The 16,110-nt window shown below is 42.8% G+C and carries 18 protein-coding genes; 5 read left to right on the top strand and 13 right to left on the bottom strand.

What is annotated here, in order from left to right; genetic code table 11:
- The 5 genes from NCI00_RS25605 to NCI00_RS25585 form a co-directional block, all read right to left on the bottom strand.
- Positions 1-591: efflux RND transporter permease subunit (locus tag NCI00_RS25605; protein ID WP_253532407.1), on the bottom strand; the 591-nt coding region annotated here is incomplete at its 3' end.
- Positions 588-1,874 (bottom strand): efflux RND transporter permease subunit, encoded by a 1,287-nt coding sequence (locus NCI00_RS25600; RefSeq protein ID WP_253532406.1) that lies wholly within the window; start codon positions 1,872-1,874, stop codon positions 588-590. The genes NCI00_RS25605 and NCI00_RS25600, both read right to left, overlap by 4 nt.
- Before the next feature lie 7 nt (positions 1,875-1,881).
- Positions 1,882-3,369: a multicopper oxidase family protein gene (locus NCI00_RS25595; RefSeq protein ID WP_253532405.1), complete on the bottom strand. Its 1,488-nt coding sequence runs from the start codon at positions 3,367-3,369 to the stop codon at positions 1,882-1,884.
- Positions 3,370-3,404: 35 nt separating this feature from the next.
- Positions 3,405-3,968, bottom strand: coding sequence for a helix-turn-helix domain-containing protein (locus NCI00_RS25590; RefSeq protein ID WP_253532404.1), 564 nt, complete (start codon positions 3,966-3,968; stop codon positions 3,405-3,407).
- A gap of 120 nt (positions 3,969-4,088) precedes the next feature.
- Positions 4,089-4,529, bottom strand: a complete 441-nt coding sequence (locus NCI00_RS25585) for an HYC_CC_PP family protein (protein WP_253532403.1) — start codon at positions 4,527-4,529, stop codon at positions 4,089-4,091.
- 432 nt (positions 4,530-4,961) lie between these two features.
- Here NCI00_RS25585 and NCI00_RS25580 point away from each other — a divergent pair, with 432 nt between their 5' ends.
- The 3 genes from NCI00_RS25580 to NCI00_RS25570 all read left to right on the top strand — a co-directional run bounded on the left by NCI00_RS25580 (position 4,962) and on the right by NCI00_RS25570 (position 6,593).
- Positions 4,962-5,390 carry a hypothetical protein gene (locus NCI00_RS25580; RefSeq protein WP_253532401.1) on the top strand — a complete coding sequence of 143 codons (429 nt, stop codon included), beginning with the start codon at positions 4,962-4,964 and terminating at the stop codon, positions 5,388-5,390.
- 69 nt (positions 5,391-5,459) lie between these two features.
- On the top strand, positions 5,460-5,954 hold the full coding sequence (locus tag NCI00_RS25575) for a TlpA family protein disulfide reductase (protein ID WP_253532399.1): 495 nt from the start codon (positions 5,460-5,462) through the stop codon (positions 5,952-5,954).
- Positions 5,955-5,975: 21 nt separating this feature from the next.
- Positions 5,976-6,593: a thioredoxin family protein gene (locus NCI00_RS25570; RefSeq protein WP_253532397.1), complete on the top strand. Its 618-nt coding sequence runs from the start codon at positions 5,976-5,978 to the stop codon at positions 6,591-6,593.
- A 53-nt stretch (positions 6,594-6,646) separates the two neighbouring features.
- Here the strand turns inward: NCI00_RS25570 and NCI00_RS25565 are convergent, their stop codons facing one another.
- Entirely contained in the window at positions 6,647-6,976 is a 330-nt protein-coding gene (locus NCI00_RS25565; protein ID WP_256498315.1) for a YnfA family protein, read from the bottom strand.
- Positions 6,973-7,260, bottom strand: a complete 288-nt coding sequence (locus NCI00_RS25560; RefSeq protein ID WP_253532395.1) for a hypothetical protein — start codon at positions 7,258-7,260, stop codon at positions 6,973-6,975. Before NCI00_RS25560 ends, NCI00_RS25565 begins: the two co-directional genes overlap by 4 nt.
- A gap of 92 nt (positions 7,261-7,352) precedes the next feature.
- Here NCI00_RS25560 and NCI00_RS25555 point away from each other — a divergent pair, with 92 nt between their 5' ends.
- Complete coding sequence (locus NCI00_RS25555) at positions 7,353-7,757, top strand: MerR family transcriptional regulator (RefSeq protein WP_253532393.1); 405 nt, start codon at positions 7,353-7,355, stop codon at positions 7,755-7,757.
- Between the two features lie 100 nt (positions 7,758-7,857).
- Here NCI00_RS25555 and NCI00_RS25550 read toward each other — a convergent pair whose 3' ends face one another.
- The 6 genes from NCI00_RS25550 to NCI00_RS25525 form a co-directional block, all read right to left on the bottom strand.
- Entirely contained in the window at positions 7,858-9,090 is a 1,233-nt protein-coding gene (locus NCI00_RS25550; protein ID WP_253532390.1) for a porin, read from the bottom strand.
- Between the two features lie 4 nt (positions 9,091-9,094).
- The gene (locus NCI00_RS25545) at positions 9,095-9,535 is read right to left on the bottom strand and encodes a QcrA and Rieske domain-containing protein (RefSeq protein WP_253532388.1); all 441 of its coding nucleotides are present in this window, start codon (positions 9,533-9,535) and stop codon (positions 9,095-9,097) included.
- Position 9,536: 1 nt separating this feature from the next.
- Entirely contained in the window at positions 9,537-10,730 is a 1,194-nt protein-coding gene (locus tag NCI00_RS25540; RefSeq protein WP_253532386.1) for a di-heme oxidoredictase family protein, read from the bottom strand.
- 119 nt (positions 10,731-10,849) lie between these two features.
- Entirely contained in the window at positions 10,850-11,218 is a 369-nt protein-coding gene (locus NCI00_RS25535; protein WP_253532384.1) for a DUF8478 family putative metalloprotein, read from the bottom strand.
- Between the two features lie 679 nt (positions 11,219-11,897).
- A complete protein-coding gene (locus NCI00_RS25530; RefSeq protein ID WP_253532382.1) occupies positions 11,898-12,503 on the bottom strand; it encodes a methyltransferase family protein in 606 nt (201 codons plus the stop codon).
- Between the two features lie 75 nt (positions 12,504-12,578).
- Positions 12,579-14,762 (bottom strand): TonB-dependent receptor, encoded by a 2,184-nt coding sequence (locus NCI00_RS25525; protein WP_253532380.1) that lies wholly within the window; start codon positions 14,760-14,762, stop codon positions 12,579-12,581.
- 812 nt (positions 14,763-15,574) lie between these two features.
- On the opposite strand from NCI00_RS25525, the gene NCI00_RS25520 reads away from it, so the two are divergent.
- Entirely contained in the window at positions 15,575-16,021 is a 447-nt protein-coding gene (locus tag NCI00_RS25520) for a hypothetical protein (RefSeq protein WP_253532379.1), read from the top strand.
- The last annotated feature ends 89 nt before the right edge of the window (positions 16,022-16,110 follow it).

Here is a 16,110-nt window from a genome sequence, read left to right as displayed (position 1 = left end):
GGCCCGACCCGCTTTTCCCATCACATGGCTTACTTCGGGAACGGTTTTTATTAATTTATCCTGAATTTGTAACAAACGTTTTACTTCCGAATTGGACACGTCGGGCAGCGTGACGGGCATGAAGAGCAGCGAACCCTCATCGAGCGGTGGCATGAATTCGGTCCCGACATGGAGCATCATCGGCACGCTGACGGCCAGCGCCAACAGATTAATACCAATCGTTGTTTTGCGGTACTTCAGGCACCATTTGAGAATGGGCGTGTAGATTTTTTCCAGAAAACGGTTGATAGGATTTGCACTTTCGGGTTTTAGTTTTCCCCGCAACAGCAACACAATCAATACTGGAGTGAGGGTGATAGCCAAAAACGCATCCACGAGCAGGATAAACGTTTTGGTCCAAGCCAAAGGCGAAAACAACTTTCCTTCCATGCCTGTCAGCATAAAAACGGGCAGGAATGACGCAATCGTTACAACGGTCGAAAAGAACACCCCAGGGCCCACCTGTTTTGACGATTTTTCGATAATCTCGGCGCGTTCGGCGGGAGTAAGCGGGTCTTTTTTGAGACGAAATATATTTTTAAACCAACTCATAACGATTCATTTTTTTCTTTTTCCAATTGGGCTTCTGAAAGGTGCCGATAGGCATTTTCCACCATCACGATGCCGTCGTCTACTACTACCCCAATGGCCAGGGCAATCCCCGTTAGCGACATGATATTTGATGAAATTCCGAAAGCGTTGAGCAGAATAAAACCGATGGCGACCGAAATCGGCAACTGAATCAGAATAATGACGGCACTGCGCCAGTGAAGCAGAAAAATGATGACCACAATCGACACGGTAATCATTTCTTCAATTAAAGTGCCTTTCACGGACTCAACGGCGGCTTCGATAAGTTCACTTCGGTCATACGAGACCTTAAACTTGACATTTGGCGGCAGGCCTTTTTCGACCTCTTTCATTTTAAGCTTTACGTCTTTGATGACTGCATCGGCATTTTCGCCATAACGCATCACTACGATACCGCCCACCACTTCGCCTTCTCCGTCGACGTCGAAAATACCCAAACGCAATTCTCCGCCCATTTGTACCGATGCTACGTCTTTGATTCGAACAGGAACGGAACCGTAATTGCCGATAGGGATGTCTTCAATATCCTTGGTATTTTTGATGTACCCTAACCCCCGAACGATGTAGGCCATGTCTGACATTTCAAACTTTCGGCCACCTACGTCATTGTTGTTTTTTCGCACCGCGTTGAGTACATCCATGAGCGGTACGTTGAAATAATTCAGCTTGTACGGGTCAATATTAATCTGGTATTGTTTGCCAAAACCACCGAATGATGCCACTTCGCTAACGCCTTTGACCGTTTGCAGCGCAAATTTGACGTACCAATCCTGCAACGCCCGCTGTTCGCCCAAATCCATCCCCGGTGCTTCGAGGTGATACCAAAAGATATGGCCGACGCCCGTTCCGTCGGGTCCTAACGACGGGGTAACGCCCTGAGGCAGCAATCGTTGGGCGTAGTTAAGTCGCTCCATTACCCGCGTTCGGGCCCAATATACGTCTACGTTGTCTTCAAAAATAACGTAGACAAAGCTCATTCCGAACATCGACGTACCGCGCACATTCTTGATTTTGGGAATTCCCTGAAGGTTGGAAACCAACGGATACGTAATCTGATCTTCGATAAGCTGCGGACTACGCCCCATCCATTCGGTAAAGACAATGACCTGATTTTCAGAAAGGTCGGGGATGGCGTCAATGGGGTTGGTCTGGACAGAATATATGCCCCAGCCAAACAAAAAGAACGACAGGGTGAGCACAACAAATTTGTTATGAACCGCAAACTGAATGAGTTTCTCTACCATGATTCTGCTATTTTACTTCAAAATTGAGCATCATTCCGTCGTCCTCGTGTTCGAGATTATGACAGTGAAAGACAAATTTGCCAGCATTCGTAAACTTGATGATGATGCGGACTTTCTCCCCGGGCATGACTAACACGGTATCTTTCAAGCCTTTTTCGGAAGCAATCAAACGACTACGTCCACCCGTGCGACTGACTACCTGAAAGAATGTGCCGTGCAGGTGCATAGGGTGCGGCTCGTCGCCAGCGCTGTTGTTAAATTCCCAAATTTCGGTGCTATTGAGGGGTACAGATTCATCAATTCGCTCACCGCTGTATACTTTTCCGTTGATGGTGTGCATTCCTTTCATCGCCATTGAACCACCATGGCCGCCCGACGTGCCCATGCCGACCCCAATATCAAAGGTTCGGGTTTTGGTGGTTGCAGATGAAGAAATCGGAGCAATCGCCGGGAGCGAAGTCGGTAGTTTGAAACTATCCGTTTCTGCTTTATTGACAACAAATTTTACAATTTTGAAGGCTTGACGACCCTGAGAATTTACCCCCGAAAAAACGTTGCTTAGTAAATATACCTCGCTGTTGAGGGCTGATTTGCTGAAATCGACCAATAAATCAACCCGCTCGCCTGGCGCTAACAAAAGGTCTGTGACGGTTTCAGGGGCAGGGAGTAACCCACCATCGGAGCCAATGACCGTAAAGGCATTTCCGTTGCTCAAGGCCAAATTGTAAATACGTCCATTGGACCCGTTCAGAACGCGCAAACGGTACGTACGAGTGGCCACATTGTGAAAAGGCGACTGAACTCCGTTGACGATAATCGTTTCGCCCATGTAGCCAATCATAACCTCATCCATGGTAGGACTATAATCAATTTCCCCGCTCGTATTCAAGCGTTTATCCTGAATCACCAGCGGCAGTTCGTAAGCTCCTGTGGGTAGATTAAGGGCTTTTTCCTCGGCAGATTCAATAATAAATAAACCCGCCAAACCCATAAAAACCTGCTTTCCCGTTTTTTCGTGCGGGTGCGGGTGGTACCACGACAGGCCCGCGCGTTGGTCAATTTTAAAGGAATAATTAAACGTTTTTCCCGGCATTACCATTTGGTCGGGGTGACCATCCATGGCCGCTGGAACCAACAGGCCGTGCCAGTGAATATTGGTTTCTTCGGTCAATCCATTGGTAAACGGAATCGAAACAGTGCTTCCACTTTGGATACGGAAAGTAGGCCCTAGAATGCCGTTTTTATATCCCCATGCCTGTGTATTTTTTCCCGTAATAGTAGTGATGTTTTGGCTGCCAGCATTAAGGGCGGTACCCGTCAGAGAAGTTTCAGGAAATGGTAAAGAAGTCGTAAAATTCCCTTCCAACACATCGGGAGCTACGGTAGGAGTCATGGTTGCCATGTCGTGGTTCATGCAACTGGATAAAATGGCTCCCCCAGCCAGCGTGCTGACCGTTCCGAAACCAAGTGTTTTCAAAAATGTGCCTCTTTTCATCTTAATTTTGATTTATCCGTGTGAGGAATGCTACACTATAAATTATCTAGCGACTTTCGCTGCTTATCCCGCAACTGTTTAAATTGACTGGGTGTCATGCCAGTCACGGACTTAAACTGGGTTGACAAATACGCCAAACTGCTGTAATTGAGTAGGTCTGCAATTTGGGAAAGCGATAACTCATCGTAGACCAGCAACTCCTTAACACGTTCTGTTTTTTGGTTGATGATAAACTGTTCAATTGTTATACCTTCAACTTCTGTGAAAAGCGTGCTGAGGTAGCGATAATCCCGATTGACTTTTTCGGCGAGGTAGTCGGAGTGTTTTTGTCGACGCAGCCCATCGTTTTGCTGATGCACTAATTCGACAATGGCCGTTTTGACCAGTTCGATAAGTTGTTGTTTTTTATTGCTCAGCAACTCAAAATCGTGCGCAAGCAAACGTTCGGAGATGCTTTCGAGTTGTGCCTCCGTGGCTGGTTTTTTGAGGGTCACTTCCCCCAAATCAACCGTGAGGACTTCGTGTCCGAGGGCTTCAAGTTCTTGGCGGACCACTGTTTTACAGCGACTGCACACCATGTTTTTAATGTACAGTTTCATCCCAACTAAGTGATAAGAATAGTGATAACATTGTGAATCAGGTGATATTGGTGGAAATAAGAAAACACCAACAGGCAACGCAGGTGGTTGCCATTAGCCCGCAACGGAGCTATTACCTAATCAAATCAGAAAAGATTGAATAAAAACGAGCATACTACGCCCGTGAAGCGGAGGCGCCGCACTGTAATAATGCGGAAGACGAAACGAAACCGATGGATTGAACCACGTTGTGGATGAAAAAAAAGCGGGCAATGAAGTCAAAATAGCCCCCATAGATTGACCCACCAAATCCACTGAATGACCATGGGCCGAAGGGGTCTGTACCTTTTGAAGTGACACCTTCTCGGCACAACATTTACTGCGTTGAATCGAGTCGGTGCATCCTTTAGAATGAGGCTTTAAGATTTCATTATGCCGAATGGAGCAGGTTTCTTTATGAACGAGAGAGACCGTTTTGGAGCCTCTCATCAAGCACCAATGTTCATACATCGCAAATCCAGTACTGGCCAGCAGTACCTGAAATGCCATGTAAAAACATAAAATACGCTTGAAGAGTGTCATTTGCGGTTTCGTATTATATACTGCAAATATACAACACTGTAGGCTCAGTCTTCATTACATGTTTACCTGAATCATTTACAGAATTTTCAGATTATGACTGTAACTGATAAAATCAGGCCTAATTTATAAGAATGACGGTTGAGTTTTTGGCAGTTGACAACTGCATTATCTATCACAGCGGATGGGAGTGGCAGTTGTCCAACTCGAATAAACGAGGGGAAAACTCAAATCATTCCTTGTAAACGGGCTTGGATATATTGATTCACACTAAAGATTAAATCTGGGTATAAATACCACCTGTAATGATGAGATAGCATAAATTTTATGTGGAACATCTGAATCAGGTCCCAATGGCTACGTCAATATTCGTTCTTTTTTAACTTTTCTCTTGACCGTGGACTATACTCCACGGTTTATCTTTGCCCTAAAAACATGAAATTGTTCCTTATCATCGGGTTGGCCTTTTTAGGATATGCATCTAGTTGGGCTCAAAATACCTCTACAAAAGCTATGGAAACGCAAAAACGACTAAAAGAAAAAATTGCTTTGGCATGCAAGCTTACCGACAAAGAACAAATCAGTCGCATGAATAATTTGCACCAAACCATTTTCAGAAAAGTAGATAAAACCGTTGAGAGAGCCACCACTTATGAACTGTTTTTTATGCATCCTGACAGCAGACTTACTAAAGAGATTTTTGAATTTATCGGCTTTGAGCAGCTCTGCTGCCCGTGGTTACATTTCCAATTAAGTCTGCAACCTGCCAATGGACCGATTTCCCTCAAAATGGGCAATTCGAAAGAAACAAAAGAAATGGTCAAACTGGTCATGAATCTAGATAAACTACAACAGTCTCACTGAGAACCAACTAACGATTTACCCTTTCCAGAAAAATTTCCCTAATTTTACTAAAGTCAAATCTGTTTCTTTATGAAATTACCTCATAAGTGGTTTTTTATTGGCTTGCTTATTGCAGGCCATTCTCTGTGTTTTGCGCAACAGGTACAGGTAGTAAAATTCCCTGCTTTGCAAAAAATGATGGCTCAGAAAGGCGATACCACTCTTGTCGTTAATTTCTGGGCAACTTGGTGCGGACCGTGCGTGGCGGAATTGCCCTATTTTGAAGCTTTGAATGCCCGCTATGCTCAACACAAGGTCAAAGTGCTTTTAGTCAACCTGGATTTTGTTTCCGAACTAAAAAAGAAGGTAGTTCCTTTTATTACCAAAAGGCGTATGAATTCATCCACCGTTGTTTTATTGGATGAACCCAATTACAATAGCTGGATTGACAAAATAGACCCTGATTGGTCGGGCGCATTGCCTTTTACGGTAATCATCAATACCGCCAAAAATGAGCGGAAAGTATTTGAAAGAGCCTTCACAAAGGCAGAACTTGAAAACGAATTAAAACCATTTATTCAATAAATCATTAAACTTTATTTTGCTATGAAACAATCCGTTTTTGCATTTGTAATGGCTGCAACTCTGTTCACAACTATAGGGTTTATTCAGCCCAAGGCAGGCTATCAGGTCGGGGATAAGGTCATGAATTTTAACCTTAAAAATGTCGATGGCAAAACTGTTTCACTGGATGGTAATTCCTCGGTAAAGGGTTACATCGTGGTTTTTACCTGTAATACCTGTCCTGTCGCTCAGGCGTATGAAGACCGCATCATTGCACTGGATAAAAAATATGCCTCCGAAGGGTATCCTGTCATTGCCATCAATGCCAACGATGCGGCTCTTTCTTCAGGTGACAGTTTTGAAGAAATGAAAAAACGCGCTGCTCGAAAAAGCTACGGATTTGCCTATCTGACGGACGAGACACAGGAGGTAGCTAAAACCTACGGTGCGAGAAATACACCTACGGTATTTGTAGTGAAGCGCTCAGGCAATGATTTTATCTTGGCTTATACAGGAGCTATTGACAACAATACGCAGGATGCCACTTCAGCCACGGAAAAATATGTACAGAACGCAGTAGATGCGCTTTTGAAAGATAAAACGGTATCCGTACCTACGACCAAAGCCATTGGTTGCGGTATTAAGTGGAAAAAAGCCTAAGAGTAATTATTCTGCTTACCCCTGAAATTCAGGGGTAAGCAGAATTTAGGTCTTTAGTTGCGAGGTATAAAGTAGATAATACTCACGCCAATTAGGGCAACGATTGCCCCGATAAAGTCATACCTGTCAGGTTTAAAGCCATCGACTTTCCACGCCCATAATAGGGATAAGGCGATAAAGAACCCTCCGTAGGTGGCGTAAACACGGCCAAAACCAGCAGGCTGTAAAGCGGCAACGATTCCATACAGTGCCAATAACAGCCCCCCTGTGATGCCAAGCCACAGCGGTTTGTTTTCCTTCATCCAAAGCCATATCAGATATCCCCCACCGATTTCACAAAGGCCGGCCAACAAAAACACGATAATTGATTTTACGATTGTCATTTCGAGATAGGAAGCGTTTTACAATCACAATTTACTTCGCATGAATCAGCACAGGATTTTGCCTGATTTCTTTTTCGGTAAAAAGTGTAAATAAAAAGAATTCCGGCCGCTCCCAAAGCAAGAATACCTATTTTTTCGAGATAAGCGGCGATAACGGTTAAGGTGCTGATCCCTGCAATGGCTCCGATGATAGGCAATGAGCAGCATAATCCACACAAACCAATACTAACCCATCCCAATTTTTTGTAGAAGGGCGTTTTGACTTCCAATTGTTGCTTTTCCATATAATTTCAGTGTTTTAAATTTTACTTTTACAAAGAAAAACCGTGGAGTCCGCTCCATTGTCAAGTAAAAAGTGAGAAAAATATAAAAAGCCATGCTAATAGGAGAATTATCAACCAAAACGGGTCTATCCAGAGATACCATCCGTTTCTATGAAAAACAGGGTTTAATAGCGATAGGGCGTAAAGAAAGGCGCTTCAACAACTACAAGGAATATTCTCAGGAAACCTTGGAAAGGCTGTTTACTATTAAGCGTATTAAAAGTTTTGGCTTCACATTGAATGAAACATTAGAGCTTTTGGAGTTAATCACACTAAAGGAGGCCACCTGTGATGCCGTAGTTGAAAAAGTATCCCAAAAAGTAATGATGATTGAAGCAAAAATCAAAGAGTTGGAAGAGGTAAAAAGATTGGTACTGACGGGAATAACAAATTGTCAAAACTGCTGCCCGCCTCAAACCGAGATTTGTCCTATGCTGACGACTGATACAATTTTTTAGGTAAAATAGTTTAGTGTGAATATCCATAGGAACACTATTAAAAAGGAAGGCCTACAAATCAGAAATTCGTAGGCCCTATTGTAAGAACAACCCTTTTCGCTTAGAAATAACTGGAGATACCTAGTTGAATGGCACCCGTACGAGCAGGAGGATTGCCCAAAAGATCCCATTGCCGTTGGATTCGATAACTGAATCTCATGACCGTAGAGGGTATAGGCCTCCAACTTATGGCGGGCATAATTGAAAACAGTTCATCAAAAATTTTATCGTTTGTTTCCGCGAATGTACCTACATTCCAATCTACTCGTTCCACCCGGCAGGCTATATTGAACGTTGAGTTGGGAAAACCCCATAGTGGTTTTTTGAAAACAGGTTGAACAATATCCACAAAACCGCCGCTCTGTTTTTTGCCAAAACTCACCGAATAGGTTTCTGGAACATCAACGTTAATCCATGCCCATTCTGCAGTAATAAAAGTCTTTGTTGGTTTGATAGTGGTATTAAAATCAACAGCAAACACATTGGCTAATCGTTTTTTGTCTAAGACAAAACCGTCATTTTCAAACTTATTATAAACGCCACCCATATACGAAATACCTAATTCACCAATTTTACGGTTACGAATGGCCACTTTCCCAGTAAACATCGGCTGACCGTTGCTGCTTTCCTCAAAACGATCTTTATTAGCTTTGGTTGCGGGGAGTGACGTTCGGCTGTCCTCATTGGCAATGATATTGTCGTTAAAACCATTCGTTAAATAGGCTTCATAGGCAAAAACCCACTGTCTGGTGTATTTCTTACCATAAATTCCCATTCCAACGTTGCTGAATGTAGCAGGGAGCATTTGAGTAGCCGCAATGGGACGATCGCTAAACTCCCATCGCGGTCCATCATGATTTTGATTGAAAGCGCCAATAGGATTCATAATTACACCACCTCGCAAATTGAATAAATTGGCAAACTGAAAATCAATCGCCGCAAACTCAATATTGATTTCTTTGGTACCATCTTCAAATTCAAGTTCCGACATAAATTTGATTTTGCGGTGTAAACTTCCCCCAAAAAACAGCGTCATTCGTCGCATTTGAAAGGAAAGACCTTCGCTTATCCCATCGGTAGCGGCATAGTTGGTATTAAGTTCAGCATAACCTCCGACACCTAATGGGGTACGCCCTACCTGTAAGAACGGTCTATTATATACGGCATCCATGTTCATGCTGACTTTGGCCGAATCAGGCTTAGGGCTTCTTTTGAACAACGTGCTGTCAATCTGGGCTACTGCTTGCGACATGACCCCAAAAATGATTAAGAGAAAAAAGTATATTTTTTTCATTTTTTTAGCTCAAAATAATATAAATGTTTTCCTTATCTGTCTTTACAGCAAAAGTTCTGAGAGGGTCTTCGGCAGGACCTTGCGTAACTTTACCTAGATTATCAAACTCACTACCGTGGCCTTCACATACCAAGTAATTGCCGTTTGGCTGCACTTCGTTGCCTTGGTGAGTACATTCCAGATATACGGCACTGTATTGGTCTTCGGATAAGCGAAAAAGAGCAATCGGGAAGGCCAATTTTTCATACTTGGCAACCACTGCATCGCGCAGTATTTGCTTTTCCTTCTTCATTTCAACAAACTCGCTTTTCTTTACAACTAAGCTATTTTGTTTCAACTCGACCTGTTTGGCGTAATAAGTTGAACTGCAACCCTGTACTACCGCTAAAGCACTTCCGCCGAGACAAGCTAAACAGCCCGTACGGATAAATTCACGTCTTTCCATATTAAAGGCTTTCTAAAAAAGTGATGAGTTGTTGTTTTTCTGAGGAGCTAAGCGCGGCATAATTTTGACGACTTTTCTGAGCTTCTCCTCCGTGTAGTAAAATGGCTTCTTCAATACTTTTAGCTCTGCCATCGTGCATTAAAAATATCCGCCCTCCTTGCGAATCTTTTGATAATCCCAATCCCCAAAGAGGAGTAGTACGCCATTCGGAAGTTTTGGCACTGCCTTCAGTATAGTTATCGTCCAGTTCCTTTCCCATGTCATGCAGGAGTAAGTCGGTATAAGGATAAAATTCTTTGTTGGCTAATGCATTGATAGTTGAGTTACCTGTTTTAAGGCTTGGGCGGTGGCATGATCCACACTGCGCGTTCATAAAAAGTTGTTTTCCTGCCTTCACATCTGCATCTCCTGTGTTGCGTTGAATCGGTGCTTTGAGCGTATGTAAGTAAAAGACTAAGTCCTCTACTTCAATGTTCGGCACCTCAGGGTCCAATTCTTTACGGCTATGCGTGTCGTAAGGAGAATAACCACTGACGACCCCCATATCCTGATTATAGGCGTTAACGGTCTGATTAAGCAGATTATGTGCCCCCGCTTTACGGCCGAAACGGCCAATATACTTTCCGTCTTTAGAAATAGCAGAAGCTAATGGTTTTACAAAGTCAGCCAATTCAATCCAATTAGGTACCCCAGATATTCCATCACCGTCTTTATCATCTGGGTCAGCCATTTTTAAAATATCAGCATCTAATACTGCCTCCAAAAAACCCAATCCAGTGTTGGCAGGAGCCATAAATGTGGAATGGGAAGCTCCCGAAGGAATACTTTCTGGTGTATAACCCGGTACCGCACGATTTTGGAGTTGGGGGCCGCCATGTTCTAAAAATTGGTTGCCTGAAATATCATTCTGTCCAAACCGAATCAAATTAGTTGATGGATGGCCCTTACCATCCCCTGCGTGGCAACTAATACAGGAATTGGAGACAAATAATGGTCCCAAGCCCGTAGCAGGTGAAAATACTTTTGTAAAAGCAGCATCCCCCCTTAAAAATTGAGCAGTTTCGGTGGAGGTAAGCCCTTCGATGGTTCCATCGAGTACCTCATCTTCTTGGGGACCAGAGGGCAACAGTTTTTCGCAAGCTGTTATAGCAAAAGCAATAACACCAAACACAACAAAATAAAATTTTGAGTTCATGTTTTTTTTCGTTTATGATTAAAAAAATACTCATCAAAGAAGCGTATACACAAAAAGCACAAGAAACTATGGAAGGTTTAAACTTCCATGCCCATGCCTATTTTGCTTTTTTAAGCCCCTTAAAAACGAAAATTGGGAGGACCTCGAAGGGAGTAAAATCGAATAAATTGACTATAAGACGGTCGAAGATAAAAATAAGAAGGATTAAAGCTAATTGCTATATTTATGAGAAAAGCAAAGGACAATTCAGTAGTAGAAAGAAAAAGAATATGCGCAAAAGCATCCAGTAAAAACAACTCTTGGTCGCTGTGATTGTTGGGCTGAATTGGACTGTTTCCGACAGGTTTGTAAGGGTGAGCGTGGGTAATAATCTGCCCATTTGATAGCCGGTGCGCATGTCTAAAAACAATGCCATTGAGCAACACCAAGGTAAAAAGTACCAAGATGCCGTTGGCGATTGTTTGGCGGATGCGAGAGCGAAATAACAAGTCCTGAAGAAAAGAGTTTAGTATACGATATACCAAATGTCCACATTAATGTGTTCATTTCCAAATCTTAGCCGCTTTACGGACACTTAAAGTTGGGGCAATAAAAATTTTAGTACTCCATTTATCGGTACTAGAGAGGCGTGTTTGTTTTTTGCCAATTATCCGTCCCGACAATTATCCCATTAATCATGAAATAATACCCGGTTTTCTGCAATACGAATTTTAGTGACATCCTATAAAATCAGTGCCCGTTTACCAAGTAAATGTAAGAAAAAAATCCCGACCTCATGAAGTTCGGGATTGGGAATCATTTACACTGATTTCTCTGAAGAGAAATACAACTACTAATGTATAAAATATTTATAATAAATATTTTAAATCGTTATTTCTCCTATGAGTTTCACGTAGATTTTCTCCCATGTCAATAAGTAATTACCAGAAAATTACACTTCAAATCTGAATCTGTGGGTATATATTTAGCTGTTATTTGGCATGGACCTTTTTGCAGCCATGAGCATAACCGAACTTGCACACTTACTATTCCCATTTTTTACAAACGAACCCTATGGATATTCTCCGTGTATGGCCAGTGTCATATTACTTGCACTTACAGCTTAATGGGGGATGTATAAACTTTGGCACAGCACCCCTGCTTCTTATTAGTTAACTGCCATTTTGCCTAAAGCCATCGACGTGTACTTTTCTTGTAGGCTCTGTAAATATCTCCATGAATTTTAATTAAAAAATCTTCTTCCAAACGTACCTGAATTTGTAAAATAACAAAGCTTACTATCAGAATACAGAAGGAGAGACCATTAGGTGATATAAAAAACAATCCGGTCAATGTAATCAGCATTCCTAAAAAAATCGGATTTCGGGAATAAGCGAAAATTCCTGTACTGACTAATTCTGTTTTGTTTTGCTCATCAATCCCTATACGCCATGATTTATTCATTTGGTACTGTGCAATAATGGTCCAAATGCATGAAAGATGTATTATGACAAGACCGATAACCCGAAAGATTGGGTTATTCAGATAGTTCATTGGCAGAAGATAGTTATGCATAATAGCGGGGAAGAAGCATTGAATCCCTATCTCGATAAAAACTGCCAACAGTAGTACTTTAAAAACTCCTCCTATATAATCATGAGCGTTATCAGATTTGGAAAAAGTGATTGGATTGATACCCGTGGTTTTCCAAACCCTGTAAGTTGGGAGAGCAAAAGCAATCAGAATATATACAATATAAAAAATCGGAATATAGAATTGAAGAAAAGCATCCATTGCGCTATATTTTTTTTGATTCTACAAGCACATTACAGCGTTTTAATGCCTGTCGAATCAGAGATTATCAATGAATTACAAAAAGATTTTTAATCCGCCATTAGCAACAAAACCTTCCAGTGGTGCCCACACTTCCCTAAAAGAAGGGTGAGGCAGCGGTGGTAAAACTACAGGCTGATAACGGTCTTGGCGAATATTCAGAATATTTTCAAAGTTAATAAATATACTCAGATGCTTCCAACGTCGTTCTCCCATAACACCCATTAACCAATAAGGCTGTGAGTTTCCCCCGTTAGAAAGCGGCTTTTGACCAATATAGTACGCTTCGAGACCTAGCCGAAATTTACCTTCCAATTCGTAAACTGCTACCAAATTGACGCGATGCTTGGCCGTGAGCGGAACTGCACTGTTCAAATTCACACCGCTGTAACGGCGGCGGGTATCGACCAGACTGTAACCCGCATAAAATTTAAAATCCTCATAGCCTATCCGTAGATTGGTTTCCAGACCCCGACTGTCAATCGGTCCATCAGCATTAGCGAAACGGTAAATGTCCGTGGTTGGCCCGGGCGTAATAATGGCAGGAACGTCAATGACCAAAGCATGATTAAGTTGAGTATAGAAAAATAGCTGATTGACCGACACGTCCAACACATCGAAAAGCGAGGTGCGATAATTCACATCAAAGTTTGCCCCCAATGATGTTTCTGCCTGCGCGGTTTGTTGGTCAATGGGACGCACATTGCGAAAAGCGACACTTTCGGCCTCTTCAGTAAAGATGGTAGGCGCTTTGTATCCCAAGCCTCCCCCCAATCGGGAAGTCAGCTTTTCAGAGAATTTGAACAATGCTGATACACGCGGTAAAGTAAAAAAACCGTAGCGGTTATGATAATCACCCCGCAGACCCGTTTCCAGTGTTAACCAAGGCTGTATTTCGTAATTGTTTTGGAGAAACGCACCTACCGTGGTGTATTGATAATTACGGCCCTGATTCGGTTTGTCTTCGGTAAATTGTTCAGTCCATAGATTTGCCCCGCCAATCCATTCCGACCGCTCGCCGCTGTGGGTATAACTTGCTTCGGTAAAACTTGCAACCTGATGGCCTCCGAATAAATAGCCGGGTTGGGTAATGGTGCGGTTGAAATAACTGATGCTATTTTTAATGGTCAATATAGAACGCTCGAACCGCTTATCAAATTGGAGTTGCGAGGCTAATCGTTGGGAGCGGTTGCGCTCGTAGTATTGATGGGTGTTATCGGGTTGTCCCTTTATAACCTGCATATCTCCGCCAATGCGGTCTTCCCAATTGCCCATTCCGCCGACTACCAGCGTAGCGGTAGGATTCAGGTAAAAATATAATTTTGGATTGACCGTGTAACGTTCATAATTGGGCAGGGCAGAAAAAGTAGTTTCAGCAGGGTCATATTCCTGTTGAGTATTGCGGGCGGCAAATAATGTTACCCCAACTTTTTTGAACTTCTGCCCCCAAAAGCCGCTTAGATCAAGTCCTTTAGCGGTGGTGCCGTTCATCATAAAACTTAATTCTTGTTTCTCGGTTGGACGTTTGGTAATCAGGTTGACCAATCCCGCAATGGCTCCTCCACCATATAGAGTAGACGCTGAGCCTTTGATAACTTCAACCTGTCGGAGATTCAGCGGCGGTATTTGCAAAATGCTCAATCCCGATGCAAAGCCCGAATAAAGCGGTAAACCATCCTGCAAAATTTGCGTATAGCGACCATCTAACCCTTGAATCCGTATATTGGCATTGGCCGAAACGGGCGAAGTTTGTTGCACCTGAATCCCCGTGCTTTCGTTCAACTGCATACGAATATCGCCGGGACGCATGTTTGATTTTTCGTCCAGCTCTTCGCCCGTAATGGCTTCAATGCGGGTAGGAATATCATCAATGCTGCGGTTGCTGCGAGTTGAAGTGACAACCACCTCTTCCAATTCTTCACCTTCACGGAGTTTCACCGTCAGTGAATCATTTCCCGTCAATGTCAATGAATCGGTATGGTTTTCATAGCCCACAAAGGAACAGGTAATTAAATAGCGCCCTGCGGCAGGCGCTATTAAGGTGGCGCTCCCTATTGCATCGGTTGTAGTGCCGATTTGCCCGGGCATTAAAACGACCGTTGCGCCCGGTAACGATTTTCCTGATTCAGCGTCCTGAACCAGAATCCGTAAAGTGATTTGCCCTTGGGCAATAGTAAGTGTGGAGAGTGTCAGCCAAAGCGACACCAGAAAGATTTTCATAGAATGTAATGGATTAGATTAGTAAAGCGTTAGCGGCCCGATTGAGAAATCAGGGGCAGGACATTTGAAACTAATCTAAACGGGGCGGTTGCCAGATACCGCCTAATACATCAAGTGAGTAAAAAAACTCATACAAAGTAGGCGTACTGACTGAATAAAATGCAACGCTCAGAGGAGAAGCAACAAATGTCTGAGCTTGTGGAATGGTAAAACCGAAGCAGGTGGAGCAAAGAGAAAAAGGGGAACAGCATTCCGTTTTGGATTGTCCATGCGCGTCCTGTTCCTCTGAACAAAAGGCTTCACAGGGTAGAACAGAAAGCAGCACTACATAGATTGCTAACAAAAATTGCAACAGCTTCATGATGCAAAGATATAAAGTAAATTCGGTAATGACCGAAAATCGCTGTACGTAAGAAAAGCAGTCTCAGTAAACGGGCGTTGCTGTTGCATAACCCCCTTTGATGCATTGCTTTTTGATCGTCTGGCTGTAAAAACAGGGATGAACTCTCCTCCACTTTGAGACTTTGTTGAAAGAAGGCATGACAAAACACAAAAAGTGTCTTAAGAAGCCAATGACCACTCCACTTTCAGGGCTCATTACCTCCAAAGTCTTCACCGATACCATCGAAGAAATTATAATTTACGATACTCATTGCAGGTACATTGCGAAGAATCGGAATTGATGTTTAAGAGAGTAAGTTGACCAAGAGTCAAAAGGAAGTTATAGAAAAAGTAACACTATTGTTTGCTATTGTAAGACCTGAAACCTTGTTGCACAATATTTTAACTTACATTTGCTGAAAATAAAAATAATGAAGCAAACCCTCAAACCGTTTCTGGCATTTGCTATGGCCACACTCGTCCTTTGGGCGGGCAATGGTTACGGCGTGCTGGAACATTTGTGCGAGGAACACGGCAAACACCAACACATTCTTTCCAATTGGTTTCAAACTTCTTGCGAACACCAAGATCATCACAAACTGGAATCGCACGAACACCCTCATGCCGGTTCGGATTTTGAGGCTTCTCATTCGGGTGAACAAGTAATTTTTGTTTATTTCTACGCCGATACAGTAACCAAAACTTCGGTTGGCTCGGTAGTAATTTCCTATTTTTTTCAATCTGCTTTACTGCCTGATTTTGATTTTCAAACGATTCATTTTTCTTCTAAAATCCATCCTTATAGCCCCAATTCACCGCCCTTTCGACGAACGTTTGGGCGTTCCCTTTTGGCTTGGGTGCAATCTTTTCTGATTTAGCATTGACTACAATTCATTGATAATCAATGACGATTGGTGTTCTGTGTCTTCCAGAACGCATTTCCCTATTTTATCACTTACCAACTACA

The sequence above is a fragment of the Runella salmonicolor genome (genome assembly GCF_024158025.1).
GTDB classification, from domain to species: Bacteria; Bacteroidota; Bacteroidia; order Cytophagales; family Spirosomataceae; genus Runella; species Runella salmonicolor.
The sequence above is the reverse complement of the archived record's forward strand: the minus strand, read 5'-3'. Positions and strand labels throughout refer to the sequence as shown.